Here is a 21,318-nt window from a genome sequence, read left to right as displayed (position 1 = left end):
GTTAGACAGGCTCCAAACAGTACAATAACTGAGATTCGGAAATCATAGCGATGGAATAATTACAAGGCCGAGCAGATTAAAGCTCCCTATTTATTCGGGTCGTCACTTATCTCTTTTAATCATTATTTCAAACTTCAGAGGATAAAAACATATCAATAATTGCCTGAAACAAGCCAACTAATCCATAGCATGAACAAATAATATTTTAAAATCCCAATGAACTAACCACCAAAACCTTGACACTATTATGAATCTTAGCTTTCAAGTTACTTTCTTAATTCCATCATTGGTAACCAAATGTGATTGGTTCCAGTGTCAAACAAAAGCAACTAAATTATCTAGAAATCCAAATTCTTATTTGAAAAACAAAATCATATTTCCTATGAATGCTCACCAAGAAACAGATCTATTTACACTCAGAAAATCAATTTATGTATATAAGTCAATCGCTTTGGGAAGTGGCTACAGAAATCCGTCATCTAAATTTTACTCCCCAAAGCGAACTTAATTACATCAGAAAAAAATAAGGTTAACTTCCAATTAAAACTGCACCTTTAACCCCAATTGAATCCTTGACAAAGCTTCTGGATTAAACACGTTTACCTTTGTCCCAGCATTTGGATTGATAGCTATATTACCAGCACCATCAATGTTATATAAGTTAAGGTTCGTAATCACCTCATTGTATCCCGAATCGCTGCTTAGAAGGTTTTGAGGGTTAAATACATCCATCCTTGCTGATATATTCACATTCTCAAACTCAAACCTTTTGGTCACTGATAGGTTAGTAATTGTTTGCCAAGGTTGTCTGCCAGTGTTCTGATCCGCAAAATCACCCATATTCTCTAACAGAGCATCTCTATATTCAGAAGATGTATTGGCCAAAAGTGTTTGCATGTCTTGTGCAATATCGGTTGGGGTGTTCGGGTCATCAGGGTCAAAAATAAAAGCCAAATCCCCCGCACGCACTCTTCCATCTCCGCCACCTTCATTGGCTATACCATTTACATCATTACCGGTTACAACTGAAAATCGTTCATATTGACCAGTGGTCAGAGATCCAGATACTGTAAAACCATGAAAGCTGGGAGATGACAATATTGCCACAAATTTATTGTTGATAACATAACCGCTACTCCAATCACCAACTTGCGAAGAGTAGTCTTCATAGGATCGGCCAATCCCTTGTCCTTGCAACCAAGCACTGCCAGCTCCATAAAAAGATTCCCCTTTTTGATCTCCTGTAGTATATGAAAGGTTTAAGACACCTCCTTTGTGTCTGAAAGTTGCTTCAGCCGTCAAACCCAGATAAGTTGCCGACCAATCTGCATTCTTGAATACAAGAACACTGCCAAAATCCGGATTGGAATTTACATATTGCATCCTACCATCAGCGGCCAGTTCTGGTGCTCCGCTACCATCTAAACGGACTGTTTTGTTAATATCCTCAAAATAAGACTGTTTAATAGTATTCGCATAATATCCCGATATACTGGCTGAGAACCAATCGTTAAAATTATGAAGGTAGGTGAAATTGGCTTTCCAAGTCATAGGTGTTTGAAAATCATCCGCAACGGTTACAATATCTGTTGGAACGTCAAAAATGTTAGCGCCAGCAGCATCCAGCTGATCAGCCGAAGGTTGTTCGCTCAAACGTCTTTTCCAACTGCCTCCAACCAACTGTTGAGCTGCAGCAGAACTATTGCCATCAATGGTTATTTGCCTATAATCCAACCCATTCCCCCTTAAGGCAAAGGTATAGGCATGTGTTGTTGGCTCGCTTGAAAATGCACCGGCCCCCAGCTTAAGTATATCTTTGTTTTCACCGTTAACATCCCAAGTTAAATTGAACCTGGGTTGAACATTGTTAAAATCCGATATCCCTTGTGCTGTTTGAATACCCAGTGGGTCCAAAGCAGGGTTTTCTTGTGATTTTTCAGAAATACTATAACCGTCCCATCTCAACCCGGCATCCAATTTCAGGTCATCTGTAAGATACTTGGAAAATTGCGCATAAAGGGAAACTTCCAACAGTGGATATTGATAATACCTGCGAGCTGGCTGCCCATCGGCAGGAACCAATCTTGTCCAAGAGCTTGACACATCATTTTCCAAGTCATCCAAATTATCATAAGCTATTACTGAAGCCGTGAAATGAGGATAGAATTCTCGAGACCTGTGAATTATGTTGTCTGTTCCAAGTGTAACATTCCAACCATTATCAGTAGTAAAGTTGAAATCATTTATCAGTTGATACTGGGTAGAGTATATTTCTTCTCCACCCCACCAAGGCGAACCAAATGCCACACCACTTTCACCGATACCAACACTAACGGATGGAAAATGTTCCCCAGGGATTGTAAGGAAACGGTTATCAGTTGATATGTTCAATTTAAAATCGTTGAAACTTCCATTTTCAAAATAGGATTTAAGATTCAATAAACCCTTAAAGGATTTATTTGCCCAACCAAAGCGTCTATCTGCAATCATATGACTCACAAAAACATTTGCGGCATTGTAGGTGCCCACAAAATCAAGGTACGAGAATCTTCCTGTAAGTTTATGTACTTTATCTATGTCCCAATCCATTCTTAAAAAGAAGTTTTGTGTCACATCATTTTTTTGAAATGTTCCTGTCTGTGCAGCCAATGAACCATCCTCAATTACAGAATTGTCCTCCAAAAGGTTCAGCAAACGCTCCACATCGGACTGCTCTATCCCTTGTTGTTCCTGTGCGGTAAAGAGATCGTAGTTCAGTAAGCTGGTACCATCAGGGGCATTTTGCGCATAACGGTCATAAAGGGCAAAATATGTTAGCTTGTCTTTTATTATAGGTCCACTGACCCTAAATCCAGCTTGCCAGTTGTCAAACGAATTCCCTGCTTCTCCGCCTATTTGATTCCCTCTAAAATCCTCATCCTGAGAAAGTGAATTCCCTGTATAATAAGACCATGCCGATGTGCTAAAATCATTGGTCCCTCTCTTTGTAATAGCTTTTATGGCCCCGCCACCATTTCTCGGACCCACTACATTATAATTATTAGTCTCCACCCTAAATTCCTCTACAGCCTCTTGTGAAATAATAAAGGCTGCATCGGTGGATGTACCCCCAAAAACACCCCTTCTTGCATTTGCTCCATCAATAGTATAACCAACGCTTGTTGATTTCACTCCCGCCAACGAAATACCATACCGTTCATTGTTTATAGGAATGCTAGCCTGTGGCGAAAAATTTGCCAAATCTTTAAAATCCCTAGAAGCAGTTGGTATAAGGTCTAATACCTGACGACTAATGGATAAAGCCGCACCTGCATCTACCCTGCTGGTAAAATTATTCTCACGCCCCAAAACAACAACCTCATCCAATTGCTCGCCCTGCGACAACATGACGTTACCTAGATCAATATTTGTTCCCTGTTTCAGTTGATATCCTTTGTATTGTATAGTTGAATATCCTATATAAGAAACTTCGAAAATGTACGCCCCTCCAATGGGAAGTTCACGAAGACTAAATGATCCATCCATACCCGTTACTGTTCCCGCTATGGAACCCGTACTTTCGTTTTTAGCAACAATTGTAGCCCCCATCAAAGGTTCGTTGGTAGTCCCATCAAAAACTTTACCCCGAACCAAGGTTTCCGTGCCCTGAGCGTTGCTGACAAAACTGGCCAAGGCCAGCGATAACAAGATTAAACATCTTGTTTTAAAAATAATTTTCATAATTATCATTGATTTTGGGTTATTTATCATGTTTAATTCTTCTACTCTCTCAAATAACTCATCCAAAAAGCTTTTTCATAATTTCTGATTTTATAAAAAAGGAGTTAAAAACTCAACAAATCACACACTCTTCCCTCTCCATATTTGTCAAATATATAAAAAATATTTAAAAATAGGGCATTTGCCCTATTTTTAAATATTTGTTTACCCAAAATACCTGCTCTTATCTTTTCAAAACACTATACCTCAATAAAATATTATGATTACATTATAGATTTCCACTCTAAGTAATAGGAGCATATAAAATAGTACATATGACCTAAAAATGCATTACATTTGATTTTTTTGAAAGACTTAGGAAGCGGATATTTTCAACTGACAAAATGAAAACAAAACAAAGAATTATCAGCAAAGCTGTACAATACTATAACAAATATGGGGTAACCAATGTTACCAGTAGGGATTTGGCTAAATCCCTTGGCATGAGTCACGGCAATCTCGAATACCATTTTAAGAACAAAGAGGCCCTACTTTATGCTATTTACCTTGAAATGCGCAAGGAAATTTCAGGCGTTTACGAAGAAAAATTAATAAGTCATGACCCGTATCTTCATTTCCATGAACTTCTTGAAACTCTTAAGGAATTTCATGATAAATATGCCTTTTTCAACCGAGATATTTTAGAAATAGCACGAAATTTTGAAACCATAGGCGCTCTATTCCATGACACGTTACAAATCAGGAAAGAGCAGACAAGAAGTTTTTTTAAGGCTTTCATTGCCCATGGCTATTTTAAAGAAGAGCCACGAAAAGGAATGTATGCAAGATTACAACACTCGATTAGAATCTTAATTACTTTTTGGAAGGCTCAGGAAACGGTCCTCACAAATATTTATTCAACACAAGAGGCAAACATGGTTGTTTATATATGGGAGCTTTTATTAAACCATATGACCAAAAAAGGACTTGACAAATTCAATTTAGAGATACTTCCCAAACTAGAAAAATATTCCGAATATGATAGGTAGTACTGGGTGGTATAAGTCTCAGAACGGCAGAAATCTTTTCATTTGAGCAAAATCTCCCTGCACTTAAAAATAAATACTATAAAATATATGCGAAAGAATTACAGATTAAAGAACAGCAAGGTTGAAATGATGTATGTCACCTTCAAGCAAAATCCAAATTAATTAAGCGTAACGATTTAATGAAGCACAACGGTCGCTTATTATCAAACCAACTTAAAAAACCAAGAAGCACTCATTTCTTAATGCAATGTTCAAGATGCCTAGATCTTTTGGCAGCTTGGCTTTGATAAAATCAAAATATGAATAAATCCAGATATCTCATTTTTCTCTTTTCTTTCCCATTAATAGTATGCTGTACGCAAAAATCGAGAACGGAAATTAAAATTTCGCAGAAAAGAATAGAACATATCCTACCATTTAAGTCAGTTCAACTTAACAACATGAACGCATTCAGATCTGCCGCGGATAATTGGAAAATAGTCGGTGATACCTATGTCAACCGGTCTGAATTACTGAACATTGATTTTACAGAAGGTTCAGGTATACTCATAAATACTCCCTCGGAAAACAACAACTCGAATCTGCTCACAAAATTTGAACATGGCGACATAGAATTAGAAGTCGATGTCATGCTTCCTGTTTCGTCTAACTCGGGGTTATATTTTCAGGGCAGGTACGAAATTCAAATATTTGATAGCTGGGGTAGAGACAGTATATCCTATGGAGATATGGGAGGTATTTACGAACGGTGGGATACAGAAAAAGCAACCAACAATGGCTTTGAAGGATATACTCCACAAATTAACGCTTCGAAAGCACCAGGTCTTTGGCAACGTTTTAAGATTTTATTCCAGGCTCCTAAATTTGACGAAAAAGGTGAAAAAATAAAAAATGCGCGTTTTGAAGAAGTTTGGTTAAATGGGATGCTCATTCACAACGATATTGAGTTGAGTGGACCAACAAGAGCAGCATTATTTAGTGACGAGCGGGAATTAGGCCCACTAATGATTCAAGGTGATCACGGACCAATTGCCCTAAAAAACTTAAAATACAAACTTTATGAAGATAAGGAAGTATCAATTTCAGAATTAAATGCAAAAGAATATGAAAGTCCTGGGGAAACTTTGCCCAATATGGCCACTTTACAACCCCTGAGAGAGTTTTCAACCGACACAATATCCGCAACAATGTTCTTAGGAGGAGAAGTTAAGCGCATACTGGATTTTAATGGAAAACTCAATATTCCAACAGAAGGCGATTACCTTTTTGAACTTAACGTCAATTCTGGTGGCGCATTATTCATTCTTGACAAAGACACTATACTAAATCGGGATGGCAATTACATGATGGATTCTGTTGCCTATGCAAAAGTAAATCTTACTAAGGGAAACATCCCTTTTAAAATGGTGTACAATAAACATAATATTTGGCAAACGGGATTTTCTTTATTCGTAGAAGGACCTGGTTTGCAAAAACAAGCATTACATGCCCCAAGCTCAATTATGAAGAAAAGAGGAAATCATGTTAATCAGATAACGGTTGACCCTGCTAATAGGACAATAACTCAGCGAGGATTTCTAATGCATAAAAAAAAGAAAAGGACCCATTGTATAACCGTGGGGACTCCAGAAGGCATCAATTACAGTTATGATTTAAATAAAGGAGCTTTACTTAGCGCTTGGAAGGGTGACTTTATCGATGCATCAGAAATGTGGCATTCAAGAGGCACAAAACAATTAATGACCCCTTTGGATTTAACGGTAATGTTCCATGGGGACTTGGATTTTGCAATTTTGGAGAACAACAGTTCTCCTTGGCCAAAGGAAATATTCGAAGTAGGTCGTTTCAAATCCCTCGGCTATGAATTTGACGATGATGGTTTGCCCATATTTATTTTAGATTTAGAAGAAAACAAGATAAAAGACAAAATAATCCCTGCCAAATCGATCCGAAAATTCACCAGAAAAATCCATAGTCATGGTGATAAGCCAATCTGGTTTAAAATCGGTGACGGTATGAACATCCAAAAATTGCCAGACAACTCTTATATCATTAATGACGAAAGTTACTTTGTCATTATAGATTCGCTTGATGGTCCCACGCCAATAATTAGACGTACTGATGAGAAAATGGAATTAGTGGTTAAAATTCCATCTGGAAAACAAGGTTTTGAATATAGCGTCCTCTGGTAGATATTTTAAATTAAAAGCACAAAATGATATATAAATCAATCAAATTATGTCTTCTATTGGCTTCAAGTCCGGCTTTGGTCTTGAACGCTCAATCCCATGCATCAACGGAAGAGTCGAAATATTATAAAATTGTTGATGTGCCAATTCCTGAAGACATATCGTTAGAAGTAGGCGGTTTAGCACTTACAGACAACGATAAACTTGGAGTCTCCACACGCAGGGGAGATGTATGGTTAATAGATAAGCCATATAGTGAAACACCTGTATTCAAAAGATTTGCACATGGCCTGCATGAAGCATTGGGACTGACCTATCGGAACAACAGTTTTTATCTTGCGCAACGTGGCGAGTTGACACAATTAATTGATAAAAACAGAGATGATATAGCAGACGTATATAAAACAATATATTCTTGGCCGCTTTCAGGAAATTATCATGAATATTCATATGGCCCTAAGTTTTTGCCAAATGGAGATATGTTGGTTACTCTGAATCTATCCTGGATAGGATATGGGGCAAGCTTGGCAAAATGGCGAGGATGGCTTTTGCAAATTTCACAACAAGGGGAAATGGAACCAGTTGCAAGTGGATTACGTTCTCCTGCCGGATTTGTTGTCAATGACGAAGGAGCTGTTTTTTATTCCGAAAATCAAGGCGGTTGGGTAGGATCAGGGAGAATTACTCAATTGGAAAAAGGAGATTTTGCCGGAAATCCAGAAGGGTTAATATGGACAGATGATGAAAAATCACCCTTAAAACTAAAAAAGGAAGATATTGAACCTCAATCAGGACTGACGTTATTTGAATATACCAAAAAAGTACCTGAATTAAAAGCTCCAGCAATTTGGCTACCTCACGCCATACTAGGTATCTCTACGTCGGACCTTTTGTTTGATACTACGAAAGGAGGATTTGGACCTTTTGAAAATCAATTGTTTGTAGGTGACCAAGGTCACAGCAAGATCATGAGGGTGTACATGGAAAAGGTGAACGGGGTATATCAGGGAGCGGTGTTTCCCTTTGTTGAAGGCTTCTCTTCAGGAATTTTACGGATGATCTGGGGAAGTGACAATAGCATGTTTGTTGGCATGACCAGTAGAGGCTGGCCATCTACCGGACCCAAGTCTTTTGGTTTACAACGATTGGTTTGGAGTGGAAAAACACCATTTGAAATTAAAACTATGAAAGCTCAAGATGATGGATTTTTATTGGAGTTCACACAGCCTGTCAATAGACTGCTCGGAAATCAAAAAGCTTCCTATGAGATGACCAGTTTTACATATAAATACCATAATTCTTATGGAAGCCCAATTATCAATCAAGAAAAAGCTATTATACAAAAGGCAGAAGTGGGAGAAGATGGTTTGTCCGTCAAATTAACAATTCAGGGATTACGACAGGGATATATCCATGAAATAAAGATACCTGACTTAAAATCTATTTCTGGTGAAAAATTACTGCATAATAAGGGCTATTATACATTGAATCAATTGCCCAGTGGTAGCTTTACCTCAAACTCGATGACCCCCAAACAGTCGGTCGTCAAAAAGATAGAGCAACCGAAACGAACCAACACGATGCCTATTAGTTGGTCAAATGGCCCGGAAAGAAGCATTGTTATCGGCACAAAGCCAGGCTTAAAATATAATGTTGATGAAATAATAATAGCCAAGAGAAAAAAAATTGAATTGACTTTTAACAATAATGATGATATGCTTCATAATTTGGTTATTACCAAAAAAGGAGTTTCTTCTGTTGATAAAGTTGGTGATATGGCCTTAAAACTAGGTCTTGACGGTGCAGATTTGAATTACGTCCCATTTACGGATTTGGTACTTTACCACACTGGTGTTGTAAAACCAGAAGCACAGGAAAGTATTTTTTTCGAAGCTCCAAGTGAACCTGGCGAATATTGGATTGTATGCACATTCCCAGGGCACTCACAAATTATGAGAACTAAATTGATTGTAAAATAAATATAAGGCACTAATAATTTAAGTTGTAGAAGCAAATTAATCAAGTATTTCTATTTTTAGGGTAAATTTCCTTCATCCAAAACCTCACATATAAATTCCCCTTGAAAACTTAGATTATGGTGTCATTTTAAGGATATATTCACCCATTTTTTATGTAACTTTTGGGTTTAAACAAACTCCATCTGGAGTTTTGCAACTCCTAAGTTTAGAATGGCTTTGATGAAAGAGAATATCAGAAAGGTAATTGAAGACAATACCACCCAGAGTGGTAAAATATTCGATTATTTCATACAGGTCCTAATTCTTATTTCTTTGGTTTCATTTGCGATTGAAACACTCCCAAATAATTCGGAAAGAGCAACAAAAATTCTCAACATAGTTGAACTTGGTTGTGTCATAATCTTTTCCATCGAATATTTGCTCCGCATATTTGTCGCAAAAAAACCTATTAAGTATATTTTTAGTTTTTATGGTATAATTGATTTACTTGCAATTTTACCGTTTTATTTAAAGGTTGCCGTTGATTTAAGGGCATTACGCGTTTTTCGTATTTTTAGGATATTTCGTGCATTAAAACTCATTCGGTACAATAGAGCATTAAGACGGTTTCACATCGCAGCCGTCATAGTCAAGGAGGAAATAATCCTTTTCTTTCTCGTAACCGCAATTTTAATATTCTTGACCGCATCTGGAATTTATTTCTTTGAATATGATGCCCAACCTGAGGTTTTCAGTTCCATCTTTCATAGTCTTTGGTGGTCAATCGTTACTCTCACCACTGTTGGGTATGGCGATGTCCTGCCTATCACAATAGGAGGAAAAATATTCACTTTTTTTGTCCTCATAATTGGAATAGGTATAGTGACCGTTCCAGCTGGACTGGTCGCCACTGCACTAACAAAGGCTAGACAAATTGAAGAGGAGGGCACAACTGAGAAATTAAAACAATAAAGTTACACCTCACTGAAATAAAATCTGATCTTGGCATCCCGAAAACCTTTTATCATGCGCAATGCCACAAGTAATTACCTACAGTTACAATCTAAATTAAAATAGTTGTAGTTCAAACCATCCCATCTATCAAAGAAAGACAATCCAAATACCGAATTGATTGTCTCCGAGCAATCAATAGATTCCTTGAAAACAAAACCGAAATCTTTCCTTCTATTTCACATGTTAGGTTTTATTGGTTTCCAGAAAGTTCCGAGAGATCATAAATCACAATTGGGTCTTCGGCTCCTTTTACTTTTGTTCGCATCCTACCCAATGTTTTGGTTTTATCTCCTAATTTTTTATACGTATTTTCAGAAACCAAAATTTGTCCAGATATGGTTAAGGCTTCTATTCTTGAAGCTATATTTATTGTTTCCCCGACCACTCCATACTTCATCCTTTTTTTGGATCCTATATTCCCTACAATTAAATTTCCACTGTTTATTCCTATACCCATCTCCAAATTAGGATATCCCATTACTTGAAGTTTTTTATTGACCCGTTTTAGGCCCTTTTGCATTAATTTTGCGCACTTCACAGCCTTAAGTGCACAATTTCCCACATGACGGGGAGCCCCAAAAACCACTAAAATACCATCCCCAAGTATCTCATTGATGTACCCCTCGTGGTTATGAATTATCTCTATCATTTCCTCAAAATAAATATTAAGTATTTCCAGGACTATATTTGGTTTGTAATTCTTTGATAAGTTAGAAAAACCCCTTAAGTCACTTATCAAAACGGTAACGTTTCTTTCTTCTCCACCTAGTTTCGTCTCTCTTTTATTCGAAATCACCTTTTCCAATAAAGATTGGCTCATATATTGTCCAAATATATTCTGATAGAATTGGTTAGATTCTGAGAGTTCGAGGTTTAATTTTTCCAGTTGTCTTCTGGAATCCGCAATCCGTCCTTGTAGTCCACTAATGTTGTTTAACCATATTCTTTCGTTGAGAAGCTTTCCTATGATTTTAAGAATTTTGATCTCGGTTTTATTGAGTTTTCTAGGCACATAATCTGCAATACACAAGGCGCCTACATTGAACCCTTCTTGACTTGATAAAGGATAACCAGCATAAAATCGAATTTTTGGGTCATTAATAACCATAGGGTTATCAAAAAAACGCTCATCTTCCAATGTATCCTCAATAATTAGTGGGGTACTCTGTAATATGGTATGACCACAAAAAGACGTAGATCTATCCGACGAGTTAAAATCCAATCCGCAAGAGGAATGTATGATTTGGTTTTTACTTTCAATGGTAGATATATATGCAATGGGCACTTCCAAACATTTAGAAAGGACAGTTACAACCCCATCAAACTGTTTCTTAACATCAACAGACGATAAATTTAGAGAAAGTAACTCTGTTAGCCTTTGCTCTTCATTTTCTGGAATTATTGGCGCAACCATAATACTAGATTTATCCACACATTTGCATATGTTATTTACTCCTTCCGAAACTGGGAAAATTTAGGTCTTCCGCATTGCCCGTAAACAGACAATGTAACCACCCATATCTCGGCCCACATACCATTGGATTTTGGTTACCATGAAACAGACCGCATCGGGTGATTCATACTCAATCTTTATTGATATAACTTACCCCTCCCCCTTGTAAACCAAATAATCCTTAACCCAAGCTGAACATTTCACCCATTTTTGATATCATCATACTTTATGTGACATGTTGGGCACTCTAAACTATTATTTCCCTTTTTTAGATGGATTCCATCTACATGGGTAACAACAAAATCCCTTATAAAGGAATAACTCTGCCTATGATTGTTTACTTCTATTTGTTTATCCTTGAACATTGTCCTTACCACATTGCCGTACTCTTGTTTTCCCCAGCAATTTGGACAAAATCCTTCAGGTACATTGGTTTCGGTTTCTTTTTGTGGCCTTTTAAAAAAATAAACCAATTCTTTTATCATCTTGTGTTGCACTGGTCACATCTTTTTGAGGGTTCTATTTTGGGCAGATTTAGAAAGGTAGACCGCCAATTGAAATAAATACAACTTTTCAATATCCTAGAGTACAACTTTCCAATTTACCATTTGTCAATATTGATATTAAAAATATGTTGCTCATTTAATCGGAGGAACATTCTAACTGTCTCCTAATACCTCTTTTAGCATGTAATATTAAACCCCGTAATCTTTTTCATTCGACTTCATGAATATTGACCTGATGATTTCCCAAAAAAGCCTATAAATCAATCATGAAGTTCTTCTACCTCCTTACCTAAGAAAAAGCCAATTCCTGTCCTTAACACAATCATTATGGCAAGTTCAATCAGTTGTTCCTGTGTGATATCCATAATGGTATGAATGATATCGGATGTTATTAGTAAATCTAGAGCCAAAAGAATATAAATTCCTATCTCACATCGCAACTTTTGAAGACTTCTAATTGGTGTCTTGAAAGGCTTTTTAACAAATTCCGTAATTGTATATTTTATGAATATTTTGACAAAACCATAAAGCAGAATAGTGACCCCTATTAAATCGATTACTTCGCCAATGGTTGAAATAATTTCTTTGATCGTTTCCATATATATAACTATTCTATGATATTATAATAAATTGTCCAAACCTGCTTTAAATTTCTCTGTAGCTTCCTTCATGACCTTTCCTTTAAGTTCCATTTGCTTTTTCATTTTCATCATAATTGGTCTTATATCAATTGGGTAGGGCATTTTTTTCAACATAAGTGCCCCATGTATCAAATTCTGAGCAGTAAGCTCAATGTTTCTTTGCACATAAGGACTCAATCCCCCTTTGGCCTCAATAAAACTAGCACCAGGGCCTGCATCACCAACCCAGTATACGTCAGTGTTTGGCGGTATTGTACATCCAAAATGTGCAAGATTATACAAAGTGTTTGACGCAACATCATGTGCTCCATCCTCATTTCCAGTTACAACGACACCTGCAACAGTGTTGTACAATGGAAATTGAGCATCATTGCCCTTAGTTGTTCCATCTAATCGTTCAATGACCATCTGTCCGACCGAACATCGCACCCCCATCCAAATTGGCATTGCCATAATGAATATGTCACATTGTTTTACCTTTTCTAAAATAATCGGCCATTCGTCACCATGGCCCATATCGTTGCTTGCGCCACCGAATTTCACATTAAAATCGGTTACCCTAATCATTTCCAAATCCAAGTTATCATGTACTTCCTTTAGTCTATTTGACAACATATTGGCCAAAGCTTCAGTATTGGAAACCTCGGGACTGTATTTTATGGTACAATTTAGTACAAGAACTTTTAATTTTTCCATCTTCAAAATCTTTTATTTTTTCCTACTCTATTTAAGGTTTTCGGTTCCCCTTGATTACATCAACTTTACCCTTCAAATTTGTTGTTCGCATCTAAATCATCTAGAAATCTCTTTGTAAGTTCTTCGGCCATTTCCATATGTATTTTTCCTGAAAACACCTTTTCAATCTTTTCTTTTGACAATACATTGGTTATTTCCTTAATTGTGAATACGGTTTGCTTGAAACTACCCTGATCTCCAGTTTGTATTAGAGTTGTATCAACAAGGTGGTGTGCCTTTTGCCTACCAATAAATGGAGCCAAAGCCATCATTAACCCTTCGGCATAAACAGTTTCAGAAAGATTGAGATTTTTGATCATGTTCTTTCCGTTGATTTCAATTACATTTCGAAACATGGAATTCAACATATTCAGAGCATAAAATGTGTGTGATACGATACTGGGAATCAATTGCCATTCTATTTGCCAAGTTCCTGAACCTCGCTCATGTTCCTGGACCATTGCTTCGTTCATTAACTGTAAATCTCCACGCGCCAATTTGCATGCAACCAACACTTTTTGTGTATTTATTGGATTATTTTTGTTGGGCATAGTTGAACTTTTGCCGTTGCTCTTTTCCGTAATTTCAGAAACTTCAGATTGAGTCATAAACAAGATATCTTGTGCTATCTTGGAAATACTCCCACTCAAAGAACCAATGAGTGACATAAACTCCATCAGATTGTCTCTCTGAGTATGCCATGAAAGTATTGGGTTTTCCAAATCTAGGGCATCAGCTAACCGCTCCCTAACAGAAAATCCAACTTCTCCCAACGCAGCCATTGTTCCCATAGCGCCTCCAAATTGCAATTGTCCAAGTCTTGCTTTTAACTGTTTTAAACGGTTTAAATGTCTTTTTAAGGGTGCTATCCATACAACAACTTTATACCCAAATGTAATCGGAATACCATGTTGCAACTGGCTTCGGCCGACCATCATTGTATTTTTATGTTTTTTTGCCTTATCAGCCAATTGGCTGATAAGGCCATTAATTTCTTCACAGTAAATCTCCACAACCTCTTTTAGAGTCAAAACTAATCCGGTATCCATGATATCTTGAGTTGTGGCGCCCCAGTGCAAATATCCATTTAGGTCTTCTGGTAATTTTTCATTTATTTGTTCCAACAATCCAACAATTGGAAAACCAATCCTGTCAAAATCTCTCCTATATCGACACATATCAATATTGGACAACAATGCGATGGAGGCAATAGTTTTGTCAACACCCTTTGGAATCACTCCCAATTCAGCTTGCACTTTTGCTAAATTAACTTCAACGTGCAGATATTTACTGACCATATACTCGTCGGAGAACAGATAGTCCATTATAGAACTTCGAAAGGTCATTCTTGTGATGATTCTATAGCTTTGAACAGTCAGTCATTTTCATTTCCTTCAAAAGCATCATGTTTTGTTTTTTGTCCACAGGAACATCAATTACATGAACCCCTCCCTGGCCATGGGCATCTTCCAAAATGTTTTTGAAATCGACCGGATTTTCCAATCTATGACCAAATGCCCCAAAACTGTTAGCGTAGGCTACAAAATCTGGGTTGTCAAAATTCACCCCATAATTCCCGTATCCATCAGCTCTTTGTTTTATATCAATCATTCCCAAGCCACTATCATTGAAAATTATAATAATCAAGTCAAGCTTCAATCGAACCGCAGTTTCGATTTCCTGGCTATTCATCATAAAACCACCATCTCCAGTCACTACAACAACCTTCCTTTCTGGATATACCAATTTTGCGGAGATAGCCGCGGGAAGACTGATCCCCATACTACCCAGTGCATGATCAATCAACATGGTGTTAGGTTCAAAGGCTCCATAATTTCTTGCCATCCACATCATGTGTATTCCATTGTCCAACGAAATGATATCGTTTTCCCCCATAAAATTCCGAAGTGTGCTCACCACATATCCCGGATGTGCGGGAAACGAAGTTTGTTGATCGTTTTTATGGATACTTTCATCCATCTTTATTGAAGCACTAAGCATAATGGAATGATCCCAATTGGGATTTGGCCTTAAATATTTCGCAATTTCATTCAGAGCCACAGCCATATCTCCAATTACTTGGTGCTGCGGAAAATAAATAGGATCTCCCATAGCTGCATAGGGATTAAGGTGAATCACCGTTTTTAATCCCCCTGGACTCATTTGAAAAGTGGGTTTCTCCTGAACATCATGACCAACATTTAAAATGACATCGGCAGCCTTAACCGCACAGTGCGTGTAATCACCAGGCATGATAGTGGTCCCCACATATAGAGGGCCTTTTTCCAGGGCAACACCTTTCCCCATCATGGTAGCAATGAATGGGATCTTGGTCTGGTCAATTAATTTCCGAAGAGCTGCCGAAACCTCAGGACGATTGGCTCGGGTACCTCCCCCAACCATAATCAAAGGACTCTTTGCGTTCTCCAATAAATTGACAGCTTTTAAAATGCTTTCATTTGATGGAATGGGTTTATCCCCATGTCTGCAGGGAACTAAAGCACCTAATTCTTTGTCACGTAAGATATCTTCAGGAATTTCCAGGTGAGCAGGGCCCATTTTATCACTCAATGCACTCATCATTGCCTGTCTAACAAGAGATCCTAGCATCAAACCCGAAGGAACAGAAGTAGTAAATTTAGTTATCGGGCGCATTATATCTACTACATCAACCAGTTGATACATCCCCATCTTATTATCTCTTATCGCTTTTTGCCCAGTTATTACCAGCATTGGCATACCCGCAAGATAAGCATGGGCGACAGCCGTTGTTAAGTTGGTCGCCCCAGCGCCTAAAGTGGCCATAGCAACAGCCAATTTCCCTGTCAACCGGCCATATGAGGCCGCCATAAAGCCTGCCGCTTGTTCATGTCTACATAAAATGAATTTTATGTCAGGCTCCTTTCTCAAAGCCTCCATAAAATGTAAATTTTCATCACCGGGAATACCGAAAACATATTCCACACCTTCGTTGGCCAATGCAGCAACAATTTGTTCTGATGCGTTCATATTTCTTTTTAAATTTCTGAACTTCCTTGTTTCAAGATTTTAACAGGATCCTCTCCAATAAAGGTTGTTTTGACCTCGTCCATTTTATCCATGATTACCTTTGATTTTTTAAGAATATACTCTACCTTTTCTGCAGGGATGATGACCGCCGTACTGCCCTTGGCAAACACATAATCTCCCGGCAACACGGTGACTCCATCCAAGACAACTGGGACATTTGTCAAATAAGGTAGAATTTCATTTCCTCCTGCTCGCACGGTCTCACCCCTACAATAGGTCGCAAATTCATAAGAATTTAATTCTTCAAAGTCTCTTAATTGACCATCACACAATACACCTGCCATCTGGTGGTTTTTTAGCCTAGACAATTTGGTTCCACCTCCCAATGAAGTATTTTGATAACCCCCACTTGACATGACCAAAACCTTTTTTACAGGAGATTCCTGACCTATCGCCCTATAGAAAGCTGGTGCCAAACTATGTTTTTTAGAATCCATAAAGTCCTTCCTCACTGGCATAAATCCAATGGTAACTGCCCGACCAAATAAAACTTTGTTAGGATCAGGTGATTTCAAATGGATGATATGGGCTCTATGGTCATATTCCATTCCCATCGCGTCAATTACATCCGCTACCCCTAAATTTTTTATTAGTTTCTCCATTTTTCTTACGTCTACTAAGATTTCATTTCTACGACCATTTCAACTTCTACTGCCCAATTGTTCGGAATGGTCATTCCCACCGCCGACCTGGCATGCCCGCTACCAGGAAACAACTTATTTAAGAAATGTGTAGCTCCATTGATTACTCCTGATGTATTGTTGAAGTCCTTGCCCACGTTTACCATTCCAAAAACCTTCACCACCCTTTTGATATCATTCACATCCGCAATGGAACCTATGGCCGTTAAACATTTAAATGTGCAAACTTCAGCAGCTTTATAAGCCGTCTCTAACCCTATCTCTTCTCCAACTTTACCCTTTGCACCCTTACCCTTAAACAAGGGGGTCTGACCAGAGGTAAATATGAGATTCCCCGTTCTCACTGCCTGATGAAATTCAAAAACTTTAACTTCTGCAGGCTGATAATCATATCCAAGTTCTTTGAGTCTTTCTACAACCATTTACTATCAATAAAATTTTCAGTATTAACCTAAAAACCAATACTTTGCACCAAAACAATTGTTCAGTGTAGTTTTAAGATTACGCCAAGTTAAATCATTGATACAATCCCATGTGTCGTCTATATGACAGTGGGTGGAGATTTCCATTAAACCGTATTTCCTAGCTTCAGGTAAGACCAATAATATCAAATACCTAAACTTAACAAACAAGACCATCTAAAATGAATGTGCTGGAGATTTGTTGGAAAATCAGTTTTTGATCATGGAAAATAAAATCACATTTATAGGGAAAATATATTTACGGACGGTCAAATTTTAAGGAACACTTAATTTATGCGGCAAAATTGTGAGCGGTTTAGGAGTTTTTTTAGCAAACATATAATACAGATCCTTTATCAATCATAAAACTTGTATAACCCAAACCTTTCTCAATATTCTTAGACAAATTAAATTATCAAGTCTTCCGAATACATATCCGTTTTGAATGTATATCCACAGCAGCACGATGGGACATTAACAAATGTTGCTTCAGAATTGCACTACTTAACCAATTAAATAAGATTTCTTATTCTCTCTAATAGGTTCAACCTCTATTCAACTTCTTTACTTTCACTTTCTTTGAAAATATTAAAAATCACTCCAATAGTCATGAATTCGTCATTCAATGAACCCACAATCCCTTTAAATTCACCAAAAACAAAAATATTATTGAGATTATAATGCAATCCAAAGCCATAATTCCATCCAAACTCCTCCTTTTTTTCGTACTCTGATGCAGATTCTAACATACGCTCTTTTTCTATGGTATAATTAATCCCTGTCAATGGATACAGACCCAACCTTTCAGTTACTTCAAAAATGTAATGTGCATTGAAATTTAGATCTGTAACTCTCAGTTCGTGTTCGTCATTGATGGTCGCGTATGGGAAATATGCTATTTCAGGTCCAAAGCAAAATTCACTGTTTATACCATAAAACAGGCGTGCGTTTATCCCATAGAGTCCTTGATCGAGTTCTACTGATGGTCCAGCGCCCGCTATCCAACCCTTCTGTGCTTGTACGGTATTCTGAAAAGCTAAAAAAACAAAAAGAGTTAAGGCTTGATATCCAAATCTTATTAAAATGCCATTAAAAAAATACATATTCATAATCAAATAGTTCATAGGTTATCTTTTCATAGTTTAAGAGGGCAAAAGAAATTCAACAATATTAAAAACGGGCAATCAAATTCTTTTCCCAAACCGACAAAATACGGCTAAGCCTTTAACATCATTTTATCAAAATCACCACCCTATTAAAAAGTTATTTCATATTTTGATTTTTTCTCCAGTTCTTCGCTTTTTTTTGATAGAAATACTTTTGGATATTGTAGATTTTTCCAATTCGTACTCTAATTGTGCACAAGCGTTAATGAAATAATTATAAGCATCAATAGGAGTCTTATAAGGGCTAAAATACTTATGTACATCTCCATCAGCCCAGTACTTTGTAGACATATAATAAAAATGATCGGATGTTGTGAGTTTTTTCCAAACGCTGATTAAATTTAGATTACAGGTACTGTATACCGAATGCTCTAAATCAAATATTCTACGCAAGGCTTCATACTGGATTGAATTACTTCTCCAAGCAGATAGATCCCTCTCGGTATCCGCCCAAGAACTTATATCCGGAACATTGTAATCACCTTTTATAGATTTAGATTGGATTACTTCATAAGGAGTCTTAAAATCAAAATCGGGATGTTTTAAAACGTTTTCGGGCAAATATTCGAGAAAATTAAATATCCCTGTTTCCGCCCATTGATGTTCACCAAAAGTTTCATAGTCCATAAACAGATTTACGACATCGCCATTACCAGCCAGGCCGTGCATCCAATGTGCAAAGGTTTCCGAACTCAAAGGAAACCCACTCCAATTTTTGTCCGAAAATCTAAAAGCAATATCATCACTAAGCTTATAATTTTTTAAAAGAACTGGAAATTCTTTATTATTTGGGGGATGGTGTAAGAAATTTGGAGATTTGAATCCCAAGTACTTATCTACTCCCTCGGCTATTATTCCATCATATCCCATTTCGGATATGACAGACGCAATTTCATTATTATATATCAATTCTGTATTTCTGAAAACGGTAGGTGTAATCCCAAAATGCTTTTTGACCATATTCCTATGTTCTTTAATTTGCATTTCAAATTCTCTTTTCGAATACAAACTGCTCAACGAATGGTAATACGTTTCCGAAAGAAGTTCAACACAACCTGTTTGTACAAGCTTCTTAAAAGACTCAAGAACATCCGGCCTCCATCTCTCAAATTGTTCTAATGCAACCCCAGATATGGAATAACTAATTCTAAAGGCTCCTTCATGTTTTTCGATAAGGTCAAGCATCAATCTATTGGTGGGGAGATAACATTTTTCACTGACCTTATCAAGTATCGCTCTGTTTTGAATGACATCAAAAACATTTTTGCAACGGCCCACATCAAAAAAATCCAACTGTCTTATCCGGTAAGGTTGATGTACTTGAAAGTAAAAACAAACTGAAGTCATTTTTTTTATTTTAAAATTTCGTCATACGCCGCGGCCACTCTTTCTGCCGAAGTCATCCAATTTACCTTTTCAGCCTCTTGCATCTGTTTACTGGCAATATGTGCTCGTTTTTCACCATCTTGCAGCAGGTCGATTATTTGGGCCGCAAACTTATCCGTATCCCAAAAATCAGCTTTAAGTGAAGATGGTAATACTTCTGAAACCCCTGATTGTTTAGATATCACACATGCGACGCCCGCTTTTGCAGCTTCTAAAGCTGTAAGCCCAAAAGGTTCCGATACCGAAGGCATAAAATAAATATCTGAAGTGGACAACAATGCATTTACCTTATCCCTTTTAATAAAACCTGTAAAAATCATATATCTGCTCAAGCGCTTATATGCGCTTTGCATTAATATCTCTTCCAACTGATCCCCGGACCCCGCTATTATGAATATGACATCCTTATGGACATTTACAACTTTTTGAATGGTTTCAAGCAAAAATATTGGTCCCTTTTGAGGAGTGATTCGCCCCAAAAAAGTAACAATCTTTTGAGGTAAGAGGTGCCTCCATCGCTTAGTGGAAACATAGTCTACTGCATTATGAACAGGAACAATTTTATCTTCGGTTATCCCATAATTTTTTATAATGCTTTGTTTAGTGTATTCGCTAACTGGAAAAACCACATCTGCCATTTCCATTGCGTTTTTTTCAATATGAAATATATCATTTCTAGTATTTATCCCAGCCCTATCCGTTTCCAAGGCATGAACATGCACCGCCAGTGGTTTATTTGTCAAATACTTGATTAACATGCCAGTTTCGAAAGTTACCCAGTCATGGCAATGGATCAAATCGAAGGAGATGTGCTTGGACATCACAGCAACAATCTCTTTGAACGCTTTCATTTTTTCACGCAACCCAATGCCGTACACCTGCTCCGATTCAAAAAGACTAAGGTAGTTGTGCTCTAAGAATATTTTTTCATTGGAATTACTTTCAAGATGAGCAAAAGATGATGATGATTGAATGTTTTGTAAAGGATAGGCCGATAGCTGTTGTGACCATTCATGTTTAAACATCTTGTCCATAAGTTGGGAAATTTCAATGCTCCCTATTTCATCTTTTATTTTATTTAAGCCATATACCGTGACATTTTTAATTTTGGGCGTTTCATCATCCTTATATGGAATAATAAGTTTTACATGGATTAAATTACTCAAGGCCTTTACAATGCCATAAGTAGCCACAGCAAGTCCCCCTACCATTCTAGGTGGAAATTCCCACCCAATCACTAATACACTTTTCTTTTTTCCCATTGTTCCTATAAGGTCTAAACGGTTTGGATTGTACCTGAATTTCTAAATTACTGTTAGCATCAGAGGTAAATTTGAAATTTTTCACAAGT

Annotated in this window: 15 protein-coding genes; 4 read left to right on the top strand and 11 right to left on the bottom strand. The window is 37.3% G+C overall.

Going from position 1 to position 21,318, the window contains the following annotated elements; translation table 11 throughout:
* Nucleotides 1-540 precede the first annotated feature (540 nt).
* Nucleotides 541-3,720, bottom strand: a complete 3,180-nt coding sequence (locus ACULLH_RS16705) for a carboxypeptidase regulatory-like domain-containing protein (protein WP_454089895.1) — start codon at nucleotides 3,718-3,720, stop codon at nucleotides 541-543.
* Nucleotides 3,721-4,103: 383 nt separating this feature from the next.
* On the opposite strand from ACULLH_RS16705, the gene ACULLH_RS16700 reads away from it, so the two are divergent.
* The 4 genes from ACULLH_RS16700 to ACULLH_RS16685 all read left to right on the top strand — a co-directional run bounded on the left by ACULLH_RS16700 (nucleotide 4,104) and on the right by ACULLH_RS16685 (nucleotide 9,867).
* Nucleotides 4,104-4,748: a TetR/AcrR family transcriptional regulator gene (locus tag ACULLH_RS16700; RefSeq protein ID WP_454089894.1), complete on the top strand. Its 645-nt coding sequence runs from the start codon at nucleotides 4,104-4,106 to the stop codon at nucleotides 4,746-4,748.
* Between the two features lie 440 nt (nucleotides 4,749-5,188).
* The gene (locus ACULLH_RS16695) at nucleotides 5,189-6,940 is read left to right on the top strand and encodes a 3-keto-disaccharide hydrolase (RefSeq protein WP_454089893.1); all 1,752 of its coding nucleotides are present in this window, start codon (nucleotides 5,189-5,191) and stop codon (nucleotides 6,938-6,940) included.
* A 23-nt stretch (nucleotides 6,941-6,963) separates the two neighbouring features.
* Complete coding sequence (locus ACULLH_RS16690) at nucleotides 6,964-8,916, top strand: plastocyanin/azurin family copper-binding protein (protein WP_454089892.1); 1,953 nt, start codon at nucleotides 6,964-6,966, stop codon at nucleotides 8,914-8,916.
* Between the two features lie 219 nt (nucleotides 8,917-9,135).
* Complete coding sequence (locus ACULLH_RS16685; protein WP_454089891.1) at nucleotides 9,136-9,867, top strand: ion transporter; 732 nt, start codon at nucleotides 9,136-9,138, stop codon at nucleotides 9,865-9,867.
* A 232-nt stretch (nucleotides 9,868-10,099) separates the two neighbouring features.
* Here the strand turns inward: ACULLH_RS16685 and ACULLH_RS16680 are convergent, their stop codons facing one another.
* From ACULLH_RS16680 to ACULLH_RS16635, 10 genes are all read right to left on the bottom strand, one after another.
* Complete coding sequence (locus tag ACULLH_RS16680) at nucleotides 10,100-11,323, bottom strand: adenylate/guanylate cyclase domain-containing protein (protein WP_454089890.1); 1,224 nt, start codon at nucleotides 11,321-11,323, stop codon at nucleotides 10,100-10,102.
* An 805-nt stretch (nucleotides 11,324-12,128) separates the two neighbouring features.
* Nucleotides 12,129-12,467: a DUF1622 domain-containing protein gene (locus tag ACULLH_RS16675; protein ID WP_454089889.1), complete on the bottom strand. Its 339-nt coding sequence runs from the start codon at nucleotides 12,465-12,467 to the stop codon at nucleotides 12,129-12,131.
* 21 nt (nucleotides 12,468-12,488) lie between these two features.
* Nucleotides 12,489-13,205: a flavodoxin family protein gene (locus tag ACULLH_RS16670; RefSeq protein WP_454089888.1), complete on the bottom strand. Its 717-nt coding sequence runs from the start codon at nucleotides 13,203-13,205 to the stop codon at nucleotides 12,489-12,491.
* Nucleotides 13,206-13,270: 65 nt separating this feature from the next.
* A complete protein-coding gene (locus ACULLH_RS16665) occupies nucleotides 13,271-14,590 on the bottom strand; it encodes a class-II fumarase/aspartase family protein (protein ID WP_454089887.1) in 1,320 nt (439 codons plus the stop codon).
* Nucleotides 14,591-14,603: 13 nt separating this feature from the next.
* The gene (locus ACULLH_RS16660; RefSeq protein WP_454089886.1) at nucleotides 14,604-16,253 is read right to left on the bottom strand and encodes an acetolactate synthase large subunit; all 1,650 of its coding nucleotides are present in this window, start codon (nucleotides 16,251-16,253) and stop codon (nucleotides 14,604-14,606) included.
* A gap of 8 nt (nucleotides 16,254-16,261) precedes the next feature.
* On the bottom strand, nucleotides 16,262-16,915 hold the full coding sequence (locus ACULLH_RS16655; protein WP_454089885.1) for an RraA family protein: 654 nt from the start codon (nucleotides 16,913-16,915) through the stop codon (nucleotides 16,262-16,264).
* Between the two features lie 14 nt (nucleotides 16,916-16,929).
* Nucleotides 16,930-17,376 carry a RidA family protein gene (locus ACULLH_RS16650; RefSeq protein WP_454089884.1) on the bottom strand — a complete coding sequence of 149 codons (447 nt, stop codon included), beginning with the start codon at nucleotides 17,374-17,376 and terminating at the stop codon, nucleotides 16,930-16,932.
* A gap of 590 nt (nucleotides 17,377-17,966) precedes the next feature.
* Nucleotides 17,967-18,539 carry an outer membrane beta-barrel protein gene (locus tag ACULLH_RS16645; protein ID WP_454089883.1) on the bottom strand — a complete coding sequence of 191 codons (573 nt, stop codon included), beginning with the start codon at nucleotides 18,537-18,539 and terminating at the stop codon, nucleotides 17,967-17,969.
* Between the two features lie 144 nt (nucleotides 18,540-18,683).
* On the bottom strand, nucleotides 18,684-19,928 hold the full coding sequence (locus ACULLH_RS16640; RefSeq protein WP_454089882.1) for a glycoside hydrolase family 57 protein: 1,245 nt from the start codon (nucleotides 19,926-19,928) through the stop codon (nucleotides 18,684-18,686).
* Nucleotides 19,929-19,933: 5 nt separating this feature from the next.
* The gene (locus tag ACULLH_RS16635) at nucleotides 19,934-21,229 is read right to left on the bottom strand and encodes a glycosyltransferase (protein WP_454089881.1); all 1,296 of its coding nucleotides are present in this window, start codon (nucleotides 21,227-21,229) and stop codon (nucleotides 19,934-19,936) included.
* Between the last annotated feature and the right edge of the window lie 89 nt (nucleotides 21,230-21,318).

The organism is Flagellimonas sp. 2504JD4-2 (genome assembly GCF_053642935.1).
Note: the sequence above shows the minus strand (reverse complement) of the source record. Positions and strands in the feature narration are given on the sequence as shown.

Bases quoted from the DNA above. Each gene is read 5' to 3' on its own strand.
- ACULLH_RS16705 (WP_454089895.1), bottom strand. From the start codon at position 3,720: ATGAAAATTATTTTTAAAACAAGATGTTTAATCTTGTTATCGCTGGCC.
- ACULLH_RS16700 (WP_454089894.1), top strand. From the start codon at position 4,104: ATGAAAACAAAACAAAGAATTATCAGCAAAGCTGTACAATACTATAAC.
- ACULLH_RS16695 (WP_454089893.1), top strand. From the start codon at position 5,189: ATGAACGCATTCAGATCTGCCGCGGATAATTGGAAAATAGTCGGTGAT.
- ACULLH_RS16690 (WP_454089892.1), top strand. From the start codon at position 6,964: ATGATATATAAATCAATCAAATTATGTCTTCTATTGGCTTCAAGTCCG.
- ACULLH_RS16685 (WP_454089891.1), top strand. From the start codon at position 9,136: ATGAAAGAGAATATCAGAAAGGTAATTGAAGACAATACCACCCAGAGT.
- ACULLH_RS16680 (WP_454089890.1), bottom strand. From the start codon at position 11,323: ATGGTTGCGCCAATAATTCCAGAAAATGAAGAGCAAAGGCTAACAGAG.
- ACULLH_RS16675 (WP_454089889.1), bottom strand. From the start codon at position 12,467: ATGGAAACGATCAAAGAAATTATTTCAACCATTGGCGAAGTAATCGAT.
- ACULLH_RS16670 (WP_454089888.1), bottom strand. From the start codon at position 13,205: ATGGAAAAATTAAAAGTTCTTGTACTAAATTGTACCATAAAATACAGT.
- ACULLH_RS16665 (WP_454089887.1), bottom strand. From the start codon at position 14,590: ATGACCTTTCGAAGTTCTATAATGGACTATCTGTTCTCCGACGAGTAT.
- ACULLH_RS16660 (WP_454089886.1), bottom strand. From the start codon at position 16,253: ATGAACGCATCAGAACAAATTGTTGCTGCATTGGCCAACGAAGGTGTG.
- ACULLH_RS16655 (WP_454089885.1), bottom strand. From the start codon at position 16,915: ATGGAGAAACTAATAAAAAATTTAGGGGTAGCGGATGTAATTGACGCG.
- ACULLH_RS16650 (WP_454089884.1), bottom strand. From the start codon at position 17,376: ATGGTTGTAGAAAGACTCAAAGAACTTGGATATGATTATCAGCCTGCA.
- ACULLH_RS16645 (WP_454089883.1), bottom strand. From the start codon at position 18,539: ATGAACTATTTGATTATGAATATGTATTTTTTTAATGGCATTTTAATA.
- ACULLH_RS16640 (WP_454089882.1), bottom strand. From the start codon at position 19,928: ATGACTTCAGTTTGTTTTTACTTTCAAGTACATCAACCTTACCGGATA.
- ACULLH_RS16635 (WP_454089881.1), bottom strand. From the start codon at position 21,229: ATGGGAAAAAAGAAAAGTGTATTAGTGATTGGGTGGGAATTTCCACCT.